This is a genomic window from Halodesulfovibrio sp. MK-HDV, from assembly GCF_009914765.1.
In the GTDB taxonomy this organism is placed as follows: domain Bacteria; phylum Desulfobacterota; class Desulfovibrionia; order Desulfovibrionales; family Desulfovibrionaceae; genus Halodesulfovibrio.
Window position 1 is genome coordinate 205,005 of the sequence record NZ_WYDS01000002.1, and the last position, 17,154, is coordinate 222,158.

Below are 17,154 nucleotides of genomic sequence, written 5' to 3' on the forward strand. Positions count from 1 at the left end.
CCTACTCAACTTAAAAAGTGTTCCAAAGGCTGTGAACGAGCGGTTTAAGTTTCTTCTGTGCTGCCTTCATATCAAGATGAATCAAAGTTATTGGCGCAACAGCAAGGTCTGGAGTGGCGGTTGAATTTCGTAGGTCGATATTGTTGAGGTATGAATTACATTTATTACAGTACTCAACACGTTCGCCTGTTTGTTCTTCAATATGGAAATAGTGGATGGCGCCAGCTTCATCGTTATTGCAGGCAGGACAAGTGCCGCGACGGAAATGCCACTGGTGGGAACAGCAGGAACAATGCATCATTTTTTTACCGCCACCACCGGCGAGATATTCAGACTGATCGACATCCGGACGTTGCAGCACGCTCATGTCTGGAAAAGATCCACAGACAGGGCAGTATGCTTCGCGCCAGAAAATTTTTGATAATGCTTCGTTATGTACAATGGCATACGCACCAAGAACACAGCTTACGATTTGCTGAGTGATGAAAAGCAATGCGGCAGGTTCCATGTCCGCAGCCTTCGCACTTTTAGAAAAGGCAGACTCATTGGAATTCAGTGCGGCACGGAGCAGTGAGGTGATAGAAACTTCTTCTTCTGCAATAGCTTTTTTGTACTGTGCTACTGCTGGTTCCAGAGTTCCGATTGTCTCAAGGTTTCCGAACAGAGATTCTTCGATTTCTGAATAATAAGCGCCAGCCCATTCGATATCGCTATCTGAAAGGACAGGGACACCCTGCTGAAGGCGTTCTTCGCTAATGATCGGTGCAGGACAGTTTTTGTCCTTTGCAAGCTCGTCTGCAAGGGATTCGATAAGTTCAGCTCGCGCAGAATATAGTGTGGTAAATTGCTCAATAATCGGCGTAAGCGCAGGGTGTTTTTCGCACGCTGCATGCAATGTTTGCGATACGGAAAGTGATTTCTTGTGGGAAGTGGCGGCAACAGTTTGCATGTTTTCTCCTGTCCAGATAGGGAGTGGCGAATTTCGCCACTCCCCTGAGGTCAACAGCTAGGATTTAGAAGCGGGTGTCAAAGAGGGACGCAATGATGCAAAGAGCTGTCTGCGCGATTTTGGCGCAGGAGCTTCGGCAACCACATGGGTGTGGTAGCGTTCCGGTGCATCTGCAAGCAGGTAAATGACGCTTACGTCATCCGGATCTGCGAGCATTGCGTTAGGATGATCCTTTTTGACCTGAGCAAGGCGTTTTTCTGCAAGGGCGAGCATTTCGTCCCTGTCGCCAAAGTTCATTGTGCCAGTCGGGCATACTTGTACGCACGCCGGAAGCTGGCCAGCCTGAACTCTGTCGATACACATAATGCATTTGCCCGGGCGTTTTGTCGCCGCATCCCAGCGAGGGATATCGTACGGGCAGGATTCTCTGACGTATTGTAAATCTTCGTCGGAGAACTGCTTCATTTTATCTGTAAAGATAACTGCGCCTGTGGCTTCATCTTTAATAACGGCACCTTCTTCAACTGTATCAGCAGCGCCCTGACATGGAGGCTCTTCACAGTGGCGGCATTGGTCGGGGAAGAAGTTCCAAGTAATGGTATCTCCGTCCATATGCTCGCTGAAGCGCACCAGTTTGTAGTTATTTGCATTCAAATCAGGTGGGTTCTGGTGTGTACCTACCTGTTTGGTTTTATTAGCCGGAAGCTCATACCATTCTTTACAAGCAAGCTGGCAGCCCCGACAAGCCGTGCACCGTGTGGTGTCTATAAGAAAGGCTTTTGACATGTTCTTGCTCCTTTAATTCCACTGCATACGCAGCAGATGTGATGATCTATCTATCAATCTCTGTAAGCTTGTCAGCTTTACGGACATTGACGCAACTAGCCTTGTATTCAGGAATAGTTGTATTCGGATCACCTACAGAAGGAGTAAGTCTGTTCGTTGAATCGCCTGTTCCGGGAGTTGTCCAACCGAAGCAGAAAGGCATACCCACAAGGTGAACAATATTGCCCTGTACTTTCAGAGGACGGATACGAACGGTCACCATCGCGATGGCTTCAACTTTACCGCGAATACTTTCCACAATAACACCGTCGCCGTTTGCAATGCCTTTTTCTTTAGCCAATTCTGGGCTCATCTCAACATACAGCTGAGGTTCGGCTTCAAGCAGGTTCGGTACATTTCGTGTTTCACCGCCGCCACACCAATGTTCGGTAAGGCTGTATGTGGTGAGAACAATCGGGAAGTTCGGATCAGCAGGTTTAGCAAGCTTGTCCATTGAACTTTCAATATGTTTGTAAACAGGACTGCTGAGCTGTTTTGAGAACGGATGAGACTTGATTGGAGTCTCAACTGGCTCGTAATGCTCAGGGATTGGACCGTCTTTTCTGCCAGGGCCGAAAATCTGACCGTGTCCGTGTTTGCTCATAATGAACGGATGTTTGCCTTCACCGCTGGACATAGGCTTCCAGCCGCCATCCGGCACGTCACCAATCCATTTTTTGCCATCCCATTTGATAACAGCTTTTTTAGGATTGAGCGGCATACCGTCTGCATTAACAGAAGCTCTGTTGTACAGAATACGGCGGTTAACAGGCCAGCACCATGCCCAGTTAGGGTACAGGCCAATGTTTGCCTGCATGTCGGTCTGTTTAGGGTTACGGCGTTTTGCTTTGTTGCCGTCTTCTTCGGTGTAACTGCCTGCATAGAGCCAGTTAAGGGACATGGTGGAACCATCGTCACCCAGAGCCGTAAAGGACGGAACCTGCTGGCCTTTTTTGTATTTCTTGCCTTTAACAACAGTGTCTTTAGTGAACTGACCGTTGATAATACGGGTCCAGTACTCGGCATTGTATGTTTCAGGCCAGTTCTGCAATGTGATTGCTTCCGGCAGCTTGCCGCCTTCTTTTTTGTACAGACCGCGTACCTTGTTCATCATAGGTACGAAGGCAGCACCAAAGGAGCGTGCTTCTGCTTCTGGCTCAATGGCTTTGTCATGCCAGCCGATCCAACGACCGGAGTTGGTAACTGTGCCTTCTTTTTCTACACGGTGTGCAGAAGGAAGCAGGAACACCTCGGTTTTGATCGTTTTAGGGTCTACACCGGGACGTTGCCAGTTATCTGTGGTTTCGGAATGATGAAGTTCCTGTGTTACCAGCCAGTCCAAGTTATCAAGTGCTTTACGCACTTTGTTGGAGTTAGGCACACTGTTCATTGGGTTCAAGCCAATGATGAAACCGCCGGTGATTTTATTTTTGAACATGCGGTCGAACAGGTACATGTAAGAATGGTCTGCGCCTTTTTCAATTTTAGGGAGCAGTCCGTAACAGTATCCGTTGTCGGCAGTCGCATTGTCACCGTACCAACCTTTCAACAAACTAGTGAAGTACTTAGGCTTATGCTGCCACCAGTTTGCACTCTGTGTATCGGTGGAAACTGGGGTGTTGGCTTTATTGTACTCAGCATATGTCTGCCAGTCGGCTTTTGGCATAGCCATGTAGCCCGGAATAATATGATAGAGAAGTGTATGGTCAGTTGAACCCTGTACGTTAGGCTCACCACGCAGTGCGTTGATACCGCCGCCAGCAATACCTATGTTACCAAGAAGTAACTGAAGGATTGCAGCACTGCGGATGTTCTGTACGCCAACTGTATGCTGGGTCCAGCCCAGTGCATACATGATGGTACCGGCACGTTCAGGTGTGCCTGTGGAACCGAAGTTCTCATACACTTTGGTCAGATTTTCTTTAGATACGCCCGAAACGGAAGACACGTTATCAAGTGAGTAACGTGAGAAGTGTTTTTTCAGCAGATTGAAAACACAGCGTGGGTGTTTGAGAGACGCATCTTTTTTAGGAACACCATCAGAATCGAGATCAAATTTCCAAGAACTTTGATCGTACATACGATTTTTAGGATCATAACCACTAAAGAGACCGTCATTAAATTCAAAACCTTCACTCACGATGTACGGAGCGTTGGTGTAGTCTACTACGTAGTCTTTAAAGTACTTTTCGTTTTGGAGCACATAGTTAATCATACCACCCATGAAGGCGATGTCTGTACCGGAACGAAGAGGTACGTGGAAATCAGAACGGGCAGAAGTACGGGAGAACTTAGGGTCAACATGCATTACTGTTGCGCCTGCGTCTTTAGCCCGTAATACCCATTTGAAGGAAATAGGGTGATGTTCAGCGGCATTACTGCCGATGATCAGGATTGAATCGGCATTCTTGATGTCGATCCAGTGGTTTGTCATAGCACCGCGCCCAAACGACTCTCCCAGAGCCGCTACAGTTGCGCTGTGTCAAATACGTGCCTGGTGGTCCATGTGGACGACACCGAGGCTGCGCATAGATTGATGGATAAGGGCACATTCCTCGTTGCTTGCATGCGAAGTACCAAGCAGGAACATTGATTCCAGACGGTTAACGGTCTGGCCTTTATCGTTCTTTAAGATGATTTCTTTGTCTCGGGTATCTTTGACCTTACGGGCAATTTTAGTGAGTACCCAATCCCAGTCTTTTTCTTCCCACTTGTCGCTGTATGGAGCACGATACATAGGTTTTTTAACCCTGTGCTCATTGCGTGACATGGAAAGAAGAGCAGCGCCTTTAGCACAAAGTGCACCTTCGTTGATTGGGAAGTCCGGATCACCTTCTGTACTGATGAGCTTACCGTCGCGTACATGCGCAATGATGTGACAGCTTACAGAACAGAAAGGACAGATTGTGATGACTTCCTTAGCGCCCTTTGTTTTGAGGGAAGTCGCGTAAGCATGCGCTTCCGTCAAATCAAAGCCCAATTGGCCCAATGAGAGGCAGGCTACCCCTGCACTGGTGAGCTTAAGGAATCCTCGCCGCGTATAACTCATGCGTTGGCCTCCTGTTGTGAGTAAAAGAAATGCACTGCATCCATACAATGCTTAGAGCAAACTCTCACACGCTGTACGTTTTTTTTGCAAGATAAATCTATAAAATCAGTATGTTAACATTAGCACGGCTACGGACGCACCTTTCCCGTTCATGTGTCCACAAAGTATTTAGACACATGCAAAAGTAGGAAAAGAAGACAGGTTACTTTTTTGAGATTGCTGGGGACGGCAGGTCTTTTATTGACCAGTATTTGTCAGGAGCATATCCGAAGTGTTCTGAAGCAGAGGAGAGTGCGTATTGTTCCACATTAGTCAGCCAATCTTTATAGGACGAAATAAGATGTTTTGCGGCTGTACTGAGCTGGGCAGAGGAACCTTTTCCAGCTTGTTGTTCCAGCAGCTTAACACCGAGAATTTCTTCAGATGCTTTAATTTTGCCCCAGGCTGCTCTGTAAGACATACCTAAAGCTTTCGCGGCAGCACTGAGCGAGCCTGTGTGCCCTATGTATTCAAGCAGTTGCAGTCTACCTTGTCCCATCAGAACTCCGGCGGAGGTCTCGAGCCATAGGTGAATTCGCATTGTAGGAGCGCCTGTTGTCATATTCTCTATCCATGTTGAGCGTTGTAATTTTTGTTATGCCTAACTAGATATAACAAATTGCAAAAGTAGTAAGATTTAAAATAATTACGCACTGTTTGACACTAAGTTCCATAACTCCTTTAAATAAGGGGAGTTCATCAGTTTTTCAGCAATAGTGACGCTGGGTGTGTTAAATAAAACATAGGAATAAGAACCTTGCAGGTTTGAAAAGAGAAACCTATGTCTAAAAAGACATAGGTTAAGATTAGAAGTGATCTTAGGCTTTCTGTATGGATTAAAATTGGAAGTTTAGACTTTGTTATCGGCAGTGTTGAAAGGAACGTAGGAAAATGCTGCAAACTGCTATATCTGCAATGATCTGAACAAAATTTTTGAGGGTTTGTAGTACTAAAATAAAAAAAGATGGAGGGATGTATGAGACGTAAAGAAGGAGATGTTACCTGTCCTGCGAGTATCGACAAGGTATTACAGACGGTTTCTGTATGTCGGCTGGGAATGTGCTCGAATGATACTCCTTATGTTGTTCCGTTAAATTTCACTCATCAAGGCACAACGGTTTTTCTTCACGGGAGCAAGGTGGGCAGAAAGATTGATGTGTTGAATGAAAATCCGAATGTGTTTTTTGAAGCAACTCGCGAAGGGACACTGGTTTCTACTCCAACTGAAAAAAATATCTGCAAGAGTGATTTTTCATATCAGTGTTTGATGGCGCGGGGAGTTGTTGAGTTTGTTGATGATGTGGGCGAGAAAATGCAGATTCTTGATGCCATTTGTTGGAAGTACTATGGAAGAGCAGGGACAATGCCTGAAGCTGCTGTTCGCGGAACCTGTGTGCTGAAGATTGAACTTAAGGATATCAGCGTGAAGCAATCTGGAGTTTGGGCAGAATAGACCAAGAAAGATCAGAATAAACCAGATAGAATAGACGAGGTATGAGCAGAGGGATAAAACGTTTTTCCAGAATTACGGGTAAGTATAGTAATTGAAAAAGTAATTCTTTTAATGCAGTGTGGCGACCGATATTTATTCTATGAATGAGGATTATATAATGATTTTAGATGTTCTGGAACATGCTGCAAGATATGAATCGTTATCCCCGTATTTTGCTGATGCTTTTGCTTTTCTACGTCGAGGTGACTTGCGAGAGTTGGCTGATGGGCAATATGAAATTGTGGGACGAAGTCTTTTTGCCACAGTGGTTCATCAAAAGGGAAAAGCTGTTGAAGATGCAAAGCTTGAAGCGCATGACGAATATATTGATATTCAGTTTGTGATTCAGGGTAATGAGCAGGTGGCTGGAAATCTCGGGGAGAGATTACTGTGCCTGCTGAAAAGCCGGAAGAGTACCCTGATGTGTATTTTTACGATGATGTTCCGGCTAGCTGGAATACCGTTTTGTCGGGATCATTTGCTATCTTTTTTCCTGAAGACGCACACATGCCTCTTATTTCGAATGATGAGATTCATAAGGTTATTCTCAAAGTAGCAGTTAGCTAATATAGATAGAGTGTGCGATGGTTCTCCGATCAAAAATCAGTGAGGCGTCGCACATTTTTTGCTTGTTCTTTATGCTAGAATACGATTCAGGGTACGGCTTATTCCAGAATTGTAGAGTCAGTTTCAGGCACAGGTTGCTGAGGGATTTCCGGTGTAATATATGTGTTGATCTCATCGATAGCTGCTTGTTGTCCCTGCCGTGCTGCTTCTTCTATCCAGTATACAAATTGCTCTAGATTCTTTTCAACACCTTCACCGAATTTGTAGCACATAGCCATACGGTATTGTGCATCCTTATCGCTCTGCATTGCAGATTCAAGATACAGGTAGGCCGCTTCGGTCAATTTTTTCTCACCATCGCTTCCGATTCTGTAACGTTCAGCAAGGTTATATTGTGCAATTGCATGCCCTTGCTTTGCTGCATGGTAGTACCAGAACGTTGCTTTTTCTTCATCCTGCACAACGCCGGTTCCGGTCGTGTAATAGTAGCCCATATTATTCTGTGCCACAGCATCGCCGTGTTCTGCCGCTTTTGCATACCATGAAATGGCTTTGTTCAAATCGGTACCAACGCCTTCACCACGTGCATAACTTGCAGCGACGTGAATATAAGCATCAGCAAAATCTTGATCAGCAGCCCGTTTGAACCAGTAGAACGCGGTGATAGGATCGTACTCCACCTCTATACCTTTAGTATAGAAGCTTGCGAGCGTGAACTGTGCTATGGCGTTGCCGCCTTCAGCAGCGTCAGCATAGAGTTCTAGTGCTTTGGTTAGATTTTGATCAACACCTTCACCATATTCATAGCAATGAGCAACTTCCGCAATGGCATCTGGGTTACCAGTCGCTTGAGCTCGTTCGTACCACTGCAAGGACGTCTTACAATCTGCCGTAACGCCGTACCCGTGACGATAAATATAGCCGAGCTCTATTTGAGCCTGACAGTAGCCTTGTTCGGCTGCGGCAATAAACAGGCGGAGTCCTTTTTCCTGATTGCTTTCTGTTCCCAGCCCCCAAAAATAGCATGTGCCAAGGTAATAGAGTGCCTTGGGAGTTCTGTCGCGTGCCAACGACTCAAAAAGAGAAATGGCGAGCTCATACTCTTCAGTGTCATAGGCTAGGAGAGCTTGCTCAAGGGAATAATTTTGGGATGCTTTGGTAAATAGCTTTTTTACGGAAGAAAACACAGGCGCTCCAGTCAGTCATGAATAGTGTACGAATCAGTAAGGTGTATATTTGCATTACATTGCAATGCGCGCGGGTACAAGTTTGAAACACGGTTATGAACAAATTGTACGCGTTGCCTTGTTCCATACTATTTAAAAAATAAAAAGTAGCGAATCAAAGGTGGATATGTTTTTGGGCAAATGGAATTTTGTTAGAAGATATTGCGGAAAAAGTGTTTCGTACTACGACATCCAGAGGATTAAAAAAATACTTATCTACACAAATATATGTATGAAAGTAGACTTAAACATGTAGGTATAAAGAGACTCAATTCTAAGTTTTTATTGATGCGAAAACATCAAACCATGTATAAACCAAGTGCAGGAAAAAGATTTTTGTCTAGACCATATGTTCTGCTTGTAGGCGAAACGTATGAGAATAATTTTATTAGTTATGCCTAGAGAAAATGAATAAGAATTTCCATTCTGCATGAACTGAGAGTTTAGCCATTCTCATTCATATATGGAGCTCACCGCAGAGGCATGTAATTTCTTCGTTAGCCACGAAAAATTGTATGAAGCCACCTCAGCAACAAGAGCTTCACCCTCGGCTGCATATTTTTTTACCTATGGGTACAAAAAATTGAACGGCCACTGACTTTGGAATTTAGTGAACTTAAGAAGGAAAATTTATTATGAAACGTATTATCGTTCTCGCACTTGCTGCTTGCATGGTGCTTGGTGCTGCTTTAGGCGCATCTGCTGCTGAATTTAAGGCTTCCGGTTACCTTTACGCTGGTTACGACTACCTTAACGTAGACGAACAGGGCAAAGTTAACGATTTCTCCCAGCGCTTCCGTTCCCAGATCGACATCATCGCATCTGAAGCTCTTTCCGGTACTGTATTCTTCGAAATCGACCAGGACTGGGGTTACACCAAAGCTGGTAACGTTGGCGGCGGTTCCGGTGGTCGTATTGGCGCTGACGGCGTTAACATCGAAACTAAACGTGCTTACATGACTTTCATGGTTCCTTCCACTACCGTTCAGGTACGTGCTGGTATCCAGGGTCTCGCACTTCCAGGTGCTGTTGCTGGTTCCCCAATCATCAACGACGACGTTGCAGCTATCGTAGCTAGCACTTCTTACGACAACGTTGGCGTAACAGCTTTCTTTGCTCGTCCATACGCTGGTTCTAAAGACAAGTTCCAGAATGCTGGTACTATTGGCGACCTCTTCGGTGCTATCGTTTCCGCTGATTTCGACGTAGTAACTGTTTCTCCTTACTTCATGTTCTCCAACAACGGCGAGAACTCTGCACTTGGTTACGACAATCTTGCTGGTACTGCTGGTAAAGAAGCTCAGTGGATCGGTGTTGCTGTAGAAGCTGCTCCAATCGAAAACCTTACCCTTACATTCGACGGTATCTACGGTAAAGTTGATACCCTCGACGCAGGTTACTTCGTAGCAGCTAAAGCTGCTTACGCAATGGATTTCGCAGTTCCTGCAATCCTCGCATGGTACGGTTCTGGCCTCGACGACGATGGTGACAACTTGTTCCCAGTAATCAACGGTGGTCTTAACTTCGTTCCTACTACTCTCGTAGGTTTCGGTGCTGCTGCAACTTCTGAAGATGCTCTCTTCGGTAGCGCAGCTGGCAAATGGGGCGTATCCCTTCAGGCTTCTGAAATGTCCTTCATCGAAAAAGTATCTCACACTTTCCGTGCTACTTACATCCAGGGCACTAACGACGACGACTTCGCATCTGTTGCAAGCCTCAGCGACTGGACCACCGATGACAAAGCATACGAATTTGACTTCGTAACTACTTACGCAATGTACGACAATCTTGATCTCATCGTTGACCTTGCTTACGTAGTAACTGATCTCGACGACGCTGCTCCTAGCACCGACGACGTTTTCAAAGCTGCTATCGGCGCAAAATACAACTTCTAATTTAGAAGTAGTTTTCATAAAGTCAGTGAGCTAACAGCCACTATAAGAGGTACCCTGGCGGGTACCTCTTTTTTTGCGTAAAAAAAGCCCCGTTACACGATGTGTAACGGGGCTTTTTCATTTGTACGGTAACAGTTCAATCTATGCGAGGGAAGATAGTCCCTTGCGTAGGGCATACAGTGTTGCTTGCACTCTATTGGAAAGATGTAATTTGGTGAGAATATTATTCATGTGCGTACTTACTGTCGCTTCACTTACTGTGAGGTCCTCGGCAATTGTCTTATTGCCTTTACCCTTCGCAACGAGCTGGAGAATTTCTACTTCTCTTGGGGTGAGCGGATGTGGCTCAGCATGTTTATGCTCGCCCGGTGAAGCGATAATTGAAAGAGCTTCGAGGGCAATTGATGGTGTAAATGCAGGTTCTCCACTTTGAACTTTGCGTATATTCTGCGCAAGGTCCGATAATGAAATATCTTTGAGTAAGTATCCCATTGCACCTGATTTGATAGCAGAAAATACGGCGTCTCCAGAAGTATTATGCGTAAGAATGACAATTTTACTGGAAATGTTGCGTTTTTTCATTTCTAAACTTGTCTGGATACCATCCATGACAGGCATTCCAATATTCATGAGAATGACATCAGGTAAAACGAGTTTTACTTGAGAAAGCGCATCTTCGCCATTTGAAGCTTCTCCAACGATGGTAATATCATCATTTGTAGAGAGGCCTTCGCGTAAACCCATCCGAAATATTTCGTGATTATCAACGATAAGAATACGAATCGGTTTGTTCGGGCTGTTTTTCATTGTTCTAATCCAGCTAATTTAAAGAAGAGATAAAGTGTGTGTCATCCATTAAAACATAGGGCAGTGTATTCTGGTCGATTTGTGAATACAGTATGGAGGAACAGGTGTTAAGTGTGCCTTCAACCCATGTTACAAGGTTAGCAGTGGTCAATCTGCGTGCTAACGGAGCTTGGTCGGCCTATAAGGCAAGCCCGTGTAAATATATGTTGAGTAGCTCATGAGCGTCATCTTCAGCAGAGTTACCAACCGTAGAAACAATTCGTCGTGTCATTGCTCCATCGATCGAATCAATAAAAAAGATAGCTGTTCTATTGGCATCCATTGGGCGTAATAATTTTTTAGAAATTCCATCTTCAAATGTACGTGCAAAAATATTAATCATTTCCCAGTACGTTGAAGTTTTATCGTTAATGTCTTTCTCAATGAGAGTAATAAAAGTAAGTTGTAATTCGTAATATACAGCTTTATTTTGTTCGATATGAGTAAAAGACAGATGAATATATTTTTCAAGCTTATCCAATGGATTAATGTCGCTGGCGAAAACTTTTCGAATATTGCGACTCAACGGTTCAAAGCAATGCCCTGCAACAGAAAGTAAGAGTTCATTTTTATTTTTGAAATAAAGATACAGCGTGCCTTTTGCTATTCCAGTCTGATTAGCAACTTTATGCATAGTAAAATTTTCCAGACCGTGGGTCTGAATTATCGAAACTCCGCTTTCTAGAATTGAATGGCGGGTTTTTTGTTCTGCTTTTTGCTTACGTGTTATCTTTATTGTCACAGTCGGAGTGTCTTTCTGGTTACAGTGAAAAATGAATAGTTATTCATAAAATGACCAATAGTCATTGCATGAGTATTACTCCTACAGGATGAGTAAAAATAAAGTCAAGCTCACTGTTTAGGTAACCAGTGCGAATTGTGTACGGAAATCGAGACGGAGTGTAACTCAGGTTAGTGGTTTGTCAGTAGAAAATAATACGTATTTTATATTTTGTTTTGTCGAAACATTTGCATGTAAAAAAGCCTTGCCGACTTTTGTCGGCAAGGCTTTACGTTGCATGCAACTATCTATTGTGAATAGACATATCTGCCTAGATAAAACGAATGGTGAGTCGAGGTAGTATGTCTGAAGCACAAATAGACATGCATTAGCAACGGTGCCGACGGCGGACAAATAACATTTCGTTGAGTCTGGCTACATAACCAGAACGTAACGCCAGCCGGCAATAACAATCATTCCAGTCACGATAGTTCCGAAGAAACTTTTTGTACGGATGGCAACAATGAATACAGGTAGTGAGGACCATAGGTACATGTTGTCAAACGAAAGGGAAAAATTACCTTCATGAATAAACAAAGACGGGGCGAGTAGGGCACTTAAAATTGCTGCCGGAACATAACTGAGCCATTGGGTAACAATGGCTGGAAATTGCTTATTAGAAAGAAGAGCAATCGGTAGTAACCTAGGGATATAAGTAACGACCATCATGCCGACTATTGTCATCAAAATTACTTCTTGCGAATATTGCATAAAACAACTCCTGCTGTTGCGCCGATGATAGCGGCAAGGATAACGCAAAGCTGTTCTGCGCCTGCCAGATATAATCCAATGGCTGCTCCGGCTGAAATGAACGCCACGATTGCATGCATGTTCGATTTTATTTGCCAAACAAGTAGCACGACGAACATGGCAGGCAGCGCGTAATCAAAGCCTAGTGGTCTAATGTCAGCAACAAGATGTGAACCACATACACCTAAGAGGGTGCCTGTGACCCAACAGAAATGCGCAATGCAGTTAACTGTGACAGCCTGCGTTTCACCAAAGTTGTTCCGGTCAATATTCGCCATGTGTATGGCAAAGCTTTCATCAATGAGTTGAAAACCAAATAGTAGCTTTCGCGACATTGGAATTTTTGAAAGATGCGGAGCTATAGCTGCGGACATAAGGAAATGCCGTAGGTTAACAATAAAAGTCGTAATGATAATTGTAATTGGCGACATTGATGCCGCAAACAGGCTGACAGCAATAAACTGTGAGGAGCCTGCGAAAACAAGAAACGACATGAGTACTGTCATGTGTCCGGGGAGTCCGTTTTTTGTAGCAAGGACGCCAAATGTAAACCCTACAGGGATAAAGCCCACGATAATCGGGATGGCCTGCTTGAACCCATCCATTATGCCTGAGCGTAAGGTGCTCTTTTCATAATTTTCGGATGTAGCTGTGTTTTCAATTACTTCGCTTTGCATATCTAATTCCTTCTAATGCGTTTCAATCTGCTTGAATTGAAACATGAAATCTGGCAACATAACAGATGCAGTTTTTACAAAAAAACGATAAGTACAGATTAGAAAAAGCAGACAGGTATGGCTATGCAGATGATTTCAAAAGATTTTAAATATCAGAATTTAGAGCATTATTTGATTGATATGATTGAAACAGGGCGATTCGATGTGGGTGAAAAGCTTCCATCATTGCGCGATGTCAGTCAGAAAATGAATGTGTCGCTTGCGACAGTAACTCATGCATATATGGAATTGGAAAAGAAAGGGATCATTGAAGCGAGACCCCGTTCCGGCTATTACGTACGACAGAAAGTTGCCCATTTACCTATTCCGGATTCTCCAGAGCATAATGTGCAGCGAGGGAACCTGAGCAGAACACAACTTATTCAAACTGTACTCGGTATTGTCGGTGAGAAAGGGATGCTTCCGTTCGGCTGCATCTGTGCAGATAGTTCATTGCTTCCCCATAAGGCGCTGGCTCGAATAATGAATTCAGTTCTGCGGTCAAGTGGTCAGGATATTGTGGGTTATGAGTCAATTCAGGGAAATCCTTTGCTTCGCAAACAGGTCAGCTGGCGAATGCAGGAGCACGGCTGTCGGGTTACTAGCAATGATGTTCTGGTGACTTTCGGGGCAATGGAAGCACTGTACTTAGCGTTACGTTCCACTACGCGTCCCGGTGACAATGTTGTTATCCAGTCTCCAACATATTTTTGTTTTCTTCAGCTGCTGGAAAATCTTGGTTTGAGAGCTATTGAAGTGGCGTCTTGCCCAACGAACGGAGTTTCTCCGCGTGATCTGGATAGAGCATTTTCACGGTTTGATATCGCAGCTTGTATTCTTGCACCAAATTTCAATAATCCTGACGGCTCGCTTATTCCTGATGTTGTAAAGAAAGAGATAGTTACCCTTTGTGAGTCATACCATATACCGTTGATTGAAGATGACGTATCCGGTGATTTGTATTGCGATACAGACGGACGCCCGCGTCCTCTTAAATCTTTTGATAAGACAGGGAATGTCATTCACTGCTCCTCTTTTTCTAAGACAATCGCACCGGGATTCCGTGTCGGGTATATGATTCCGGGTAAGAAGCTGGATAAAGCTCTTGAGATTAAGGCAACAACAAATGTTTCCTGCTCTACACCTACTCAATTAGCAGTGGGAAAATACCTTGAAGAAGGGCTTTACGACAGACACTTGCGCAAATTGCGCACATGTATCTGCAATCAGCGTAGCACGATGCAGCAGTATCTTCCGGAATATTTTCCTGAAGGGACGCGAGCAACGCAGCCTAAGGGTGGCGGTGTGCTGTGGGTGGAATTACCGAAACAGGTAGACGGAACAAAGCTCTTTTTTGATGTAAAAAAGTACAATATCAGTATCTCACCGGGCGCTATCTTTTCTACGAGCGATAGTTTTACTAACTTTATTCGCCTATCTTGTGTGGGATTCTGGAATGAGGATATGCGTGCAGGGTTGGAGACCATCGGGCGACTTGCAAAAGAGCAGATTGAACAAAACGGCTAAGCCATATTTTGATTTTTCAATAAAAAGCCCCTGCCTGCAATATGCGGACAGGGGCTTTGGTCTTATTTAACTAACCTTTTTGCAGCGTGTGCATCATGCCTTTTAGTGAATCAGAAACGCCGGAAAGGGTGTCTACAGATTGCTTTGCCTGTTGCATTTTATCAGCGGTGACAGTGGAGATATGGCTGATCTCATCGATTGCCTGAGTAATCTCTTCACTGGCAGCTGACTGCTGTTCTGCAGCCGTTGCGATGGCTCTAACCTGATCGGTTGCCGGAGTAACTTTTGAGACAATTCGTCCGAAAGCATCGCCGGATTCCGTTACAAGTTTGGTGGCTTCTTCAACAGCTTTGGCAGTGTTGGTCATTGCATCAATATTCTGATGTGTTCCGGACTGGATGGTCTGAATTGCATTGCCGACTCGTCTGGTTGCTTCCATCGTGTTTTCAGCAAGTTTTCGAACCTCATCCGCAACAACTGCGAATCCTCGTCCAGCATCACCGGCACGTGCGGCCTCGATGGCTGCGTTTAATGCCAGTAAGTTTGTCTGGTCAGCAATGTCACTGATCACATTCAGAATGTCGCTGATAGATTCAACCTGTCCGCCAAGCTCGCCCATCTCTTTTTTGAGATGCTCGCTGAGGGAGTATACATTCTGAATTGTGGAAACTGAGTGCCCAACAACTTTCAGGCCGGACTGTGCTTCATGGTAAACAGATTCAACACTGGTTGCAGCTTCAGATGCGTTTCGAGCTACTTCCAGAATAGTACTGTTCATCTCTTCCATAGCTGTTGCAGTTTCACTGTTTCGTGTGTCCTGCTGCTCAACCCCTTCAGAGGTAGTCCGAACTTGTGTATCGAGTTCAGAAGAAACATCAGTCAAATTATGAACTAACACTTCAAGCTGACCCGCAGCGGCAAGTTGACCGTTGCGATGTGCTTTAATTGCTTCTTCTTGCGCTTGTTCAGCTCTTGCCGTGGCGCGCTCAGCTTCTTCAGAACGGAGCTGAACTTCTTTCATATTCTTATCGATTTCTTCCATATTTTTCTGAAGAGTTCCTGCCATGCTGTTTACAGCATTCTGCATTTCAGCAATTTCATCCTGTCCTTTTGGATTACAGCGGACAGTAAGATCGCCTTCAGCAATTTTGGAAATAACAGAAGAGGTTTCGATAATTGGTCGTGAGATAAGCGTAACGAGGTAGAAAATGCCTGCGAGAGCAACCAGAAGACCGGCAATACCGGTTATAAGAAGAGTTCTGGTAATCTGGTTTGCGTGTGCAAGAACAATATCCATTGGCACTGACAATGAAACAACCCAGTTTTTCTGGGAGTTGCCGAAGGTTACAGGTACTAATACACGTAACTCTTTGTCTGTTTCACTTACAGTAATGTCACCGCGCATTGCTTTTTGCAGCAAGGACGCGCCGCCTTGAACAGATGACGCAAAAGATTGTCCGAACAGTTCCGCCTTGCGTGTGGCAGCCTGAATATTGCCGTCAAAAGCAATCAAGCTCATGGTGCAATTGCCGTCAAATGCTTTGATGTCGTTAACAATGTTTTTTAAAAATCCAGCGGATAAATCTACACCAACAACGCCGATGGCTTTGCCATTTACGAGAACAGGTACAGAAAGACTGGATACACTGTATTTTGAACCAGCGGTGCTGGTATACTCTGTTACAATTGTTGCTGCTTCTTCGCGAGTATTACGACTGTAGGTGTACCAAGTGCCGTTAAGATCGGTACACGGTGCTAAATCCATCGCTCCGTCTGACTTACTCCAGTACGGAATAAATCTGCCGTCCGCAGCGCTAAATCTCCCATCATCCTCATAGCGACTGTCTTCCCCGTCAAAAGCCATTGGCTCAGTGGCCATCCATACACCGTACAGTCGGTGCTGTTTCAGTGCAATTTGCTTCATGATGCGGGCAACATGTTCACGATCTGGTTTGTTTTGGTAAGATTTAACACCTTCAACTGTGTTCGCTAAAGTACGAGCAACAGCAAAGCCTTCGTCAAATTCCTGTTTGACGAGCAGTGCCTGTTTTTCCGCAGCATCCTGTGTCATGACACGCGCAGTTTCAATAGCTGCTGTACGCGTGAAGTTAATGGTTACCGCAAGTAACCCTCCTATGAATACAATCGAACATCCCGAAATGATTAATAGAAGTTTCATTTTAAGAGATTTGAACTGCATAGTTCCCTCCAGTGTGGTGAGGCTAGTAAGTATTCATTACAAGATTAAGGCGAGTGTAGTGAATTAATATGACAGGAGCAAAATAGAAACGTGCATAATGATTCTAAAAGGTTATCTCTCTCATATTATGGGGTTTTCCTAATAATTCTTCTCGGTGCACAACGGTTTAGCTTTAATCAAAAGTGCGAAATTTTACATCTTTTACATGACAGGAGGCGAATTATAAAAGCGGTCTTTAGTAATGAAAAAAGAGCGGTTAGACTATGGAGAAGGAGTGCCTTTTTTCTTTTTA

14 protein-coding genes and 1 pseudogene are annotated in these 17,154 nt (G+C 44.5%); 5 read left to right on the top strand and 10 right to left on the bottom strand.

Features of this window, described 5'->3' with window-relative positions; genetic code table 11:
• Positions 1-10 precede the first annotated feature (10 nt).
• The 4 genes from MKHDV_RS02365 to MKHDV_RS02380 form a co-directional block, all read right to left on the bottom strand.
• Positions 11-949, bottom strand: a complete 939-nt coding sequence (locus MKHDV_RS02365; RefSeq protein ID WP_160711887.1) for a formate dehydrogenase accessory protein FdhE — start codon at positions 947-949, stop codon at positions 11-13.
• A gap of 57 nt (positions 950-1,006) precedes the next feature.
• A complete protein-coding gene (locus MKHDV_RS02370) occupies positions 1,007-1,735 on the bottom strand; it encodes a 4Fe-4S dicluster domain-containing protein (protein WP_160711889.1) in 729 nt (242 codons plus the stop codon).
• A gap of 46 nt (positions 1,736-1,781) precedes the next feature.
• Complete coding sequence (gene fdnG / locus MKHDV_RS02375; protein ID WP_160711891.1) at positions 1,782-4,823, bottom strand: formate dehydrogenase-N subunit alpha; 3,042 nt, start codon at positions 4,821-4,823, stop codon at positions 1,782-1,784.
• Between the two features lie 202 nt (positions 4,824-5,025).
• Complete coding sequence (locus MKHDV_RS02380) at positions 5,026-5,424, bottom strand: winged helix-turn-helix domain-containing protein (protein ID WP_160711893.1); 399 nt, start codon at positions 5,422-5,424, stop codon at positions 5,026-5,028.
• A gap of 414 nt (positions 5,425-5,838) precedes the next feature.
• Here MKHDV_RS02380 and MKHDV_RS02385 point away from each other — a divergent pair, with 414 nt between their 5' ends.
• From MKHDV_RS02385 to MKHDV_RS19145, 3 genes and pseudogenes are all read left to right on the top strand, one after another.
• Positions 5,839-6,315: a pyridoxamine 5'-phosphate oxidase family protein gene (locus MKHDV_RS02385; protein WP_160711895.1), complete on the top strand. Its 477-nt coding sequence runs from the start codon at positions 5,839-5,841 to the stop codon at positions 6,313-6,315.
• 157 nt (positions 6,316-6,472) lie between these two features.
• Positions 6,473-6,661, top strand: a pseudogene (locus tag MKHDV_RS19140) (YhcH/YjgK/YiaL family protein); the annotation flags it as partial.
• 116 nt (positions 6,662-6,777) lie between these two features.
• Positions 6,778-6,921: a YhcH/YjgK/YiaL family protein gene (locus MKHDV_RS19145; protein WP_371416000.1), complete on the top strand. Its 144-nt coding sequence runs from the start codon at positions 6,778-6,780 to the stop codon at positions 6,919-6,921.
• A gap of 98 nt (positions 6,922-7,019) precedes the next feature.
• On the opposite strand, the gene MKHDV_RS02395 is transcribed toward MKHDV_RS19145, so the two are convergent.
• Positions 7,020-8,108: an SEL1-like repeat protein gene (locus tag MKHDV_RS02395; protein WP_160711899.1), complete on the bottom strand. Its 1,089-nt coding sequence runs from the start codon at positions 8,106-8,108 to the stop codon at positions 7,020-7,022.
• Positions 8,109-8,782: 674 nt separating this feature from the next.
• On the opposite strand from MKHDV_RS02395, the gene MKHDV_RS02400 reads away from it, so the two are divergent.
• On the top strand, positions 8,783-10,042 hold the full coding sequence (locus tag MKHDV_RS02400) for an outer membrane homotrimeric porin (protein ID WP_160711901.1): 1,260 nt from the start codon (positions 8,783-8,785) through the stop codon (positions 10,040-10,042).
• Positions 10,043-10,183: 141 nt separating this feature from the next.
• Here MKHDV_RS02400 and MKHDV_RS02405 read toward each other — a convergent pair whose 3' ends face one another.
• The 4 genes from MKHDV_RS02405 to MKHDV_RS02420 form a co-directional block, all read right to left on the bottom strand.
• On the bottom strand, positions 10,184-10,849 hold the full coding sequence (locus MKHDV_RS02405) for a response regulator transcription factor (RefSeq protein WP_160711903.1): 666 nt from the start codon (positions 10,847-10,849) through the stop codon (positions 10,184-10,186).
• Between the two features lie 178 nt (positions 10,850-11,027).
• Positions 11,028-11,630 (bottom strand): TetR/AcrR family transcriptional regulator, encoded by a 603-nt coding sequence (locus MKHDV_RS02410; RefSeq protein WP_160711905.1) that lies wholly within the window; start codon positions 11,628-11,630, stop codon positions 11,028-11,030.
• Between the two features lie 414 nt (positions 11,631-12,044).
• A complete protein-coding gene (locus MKHDV_RS02415; protein ID WP_160711907.1) occupies positions 12,045-12,380 on the bottom strand; it encodes an AzlD domain-containing protein in 336 nt (111 codons plus the stop codon).
• Positions 12,359-13,096, bottom strand: coding sequence for an AzlC family ABC transporter permease (locus tag MKHDV_RS02420; protein ID WP_160711909.1), 738 nt, complete (start codon positions 13,094-13,096; stop codon positions 12,359-12,361). Before MKHDV_RS02420 ends, MKHDV_RS02415 begins: the two co-directional genes overlap by 22 nt.
• A gap of 117 nt (positions 13,097-13,213) precedes the next feature.
• Here MKHDV_RS02420 and MKHDV_RS02425 point away from each other — a divergent pair, with 117 nt between their 5' ends.
• Entirely contained in the window at positions 13,214-14,662 is a 1,449-nt protein-coding gene (locus tag MKHDV_RS02425; RefSeq protein WP_254060394.1) for a PLP-dependent aminotransferase family protein, read from the top strand.
• Positions 14,663-14,732: 70 nt separating this feature from the next.
• Here the strand turns inward: MKHDV_RS02425 and MKHDV_RS02430 are convergent, their stop codons facing one another.
• Positions 14,733-16,862 (bottom strand): methyl-accepting chemotaxis protein, encoded by a 2,130-nt coding sequence (locus MKHDV_RS02430; RefSeq protein WP_160711913.1) that lies wholly within the window; start codon positions 16,860-16,862, stop codon positions 14,733-14,735.
• Positions 16,863-17,154 lie beyond the last annotated feature (292 nt).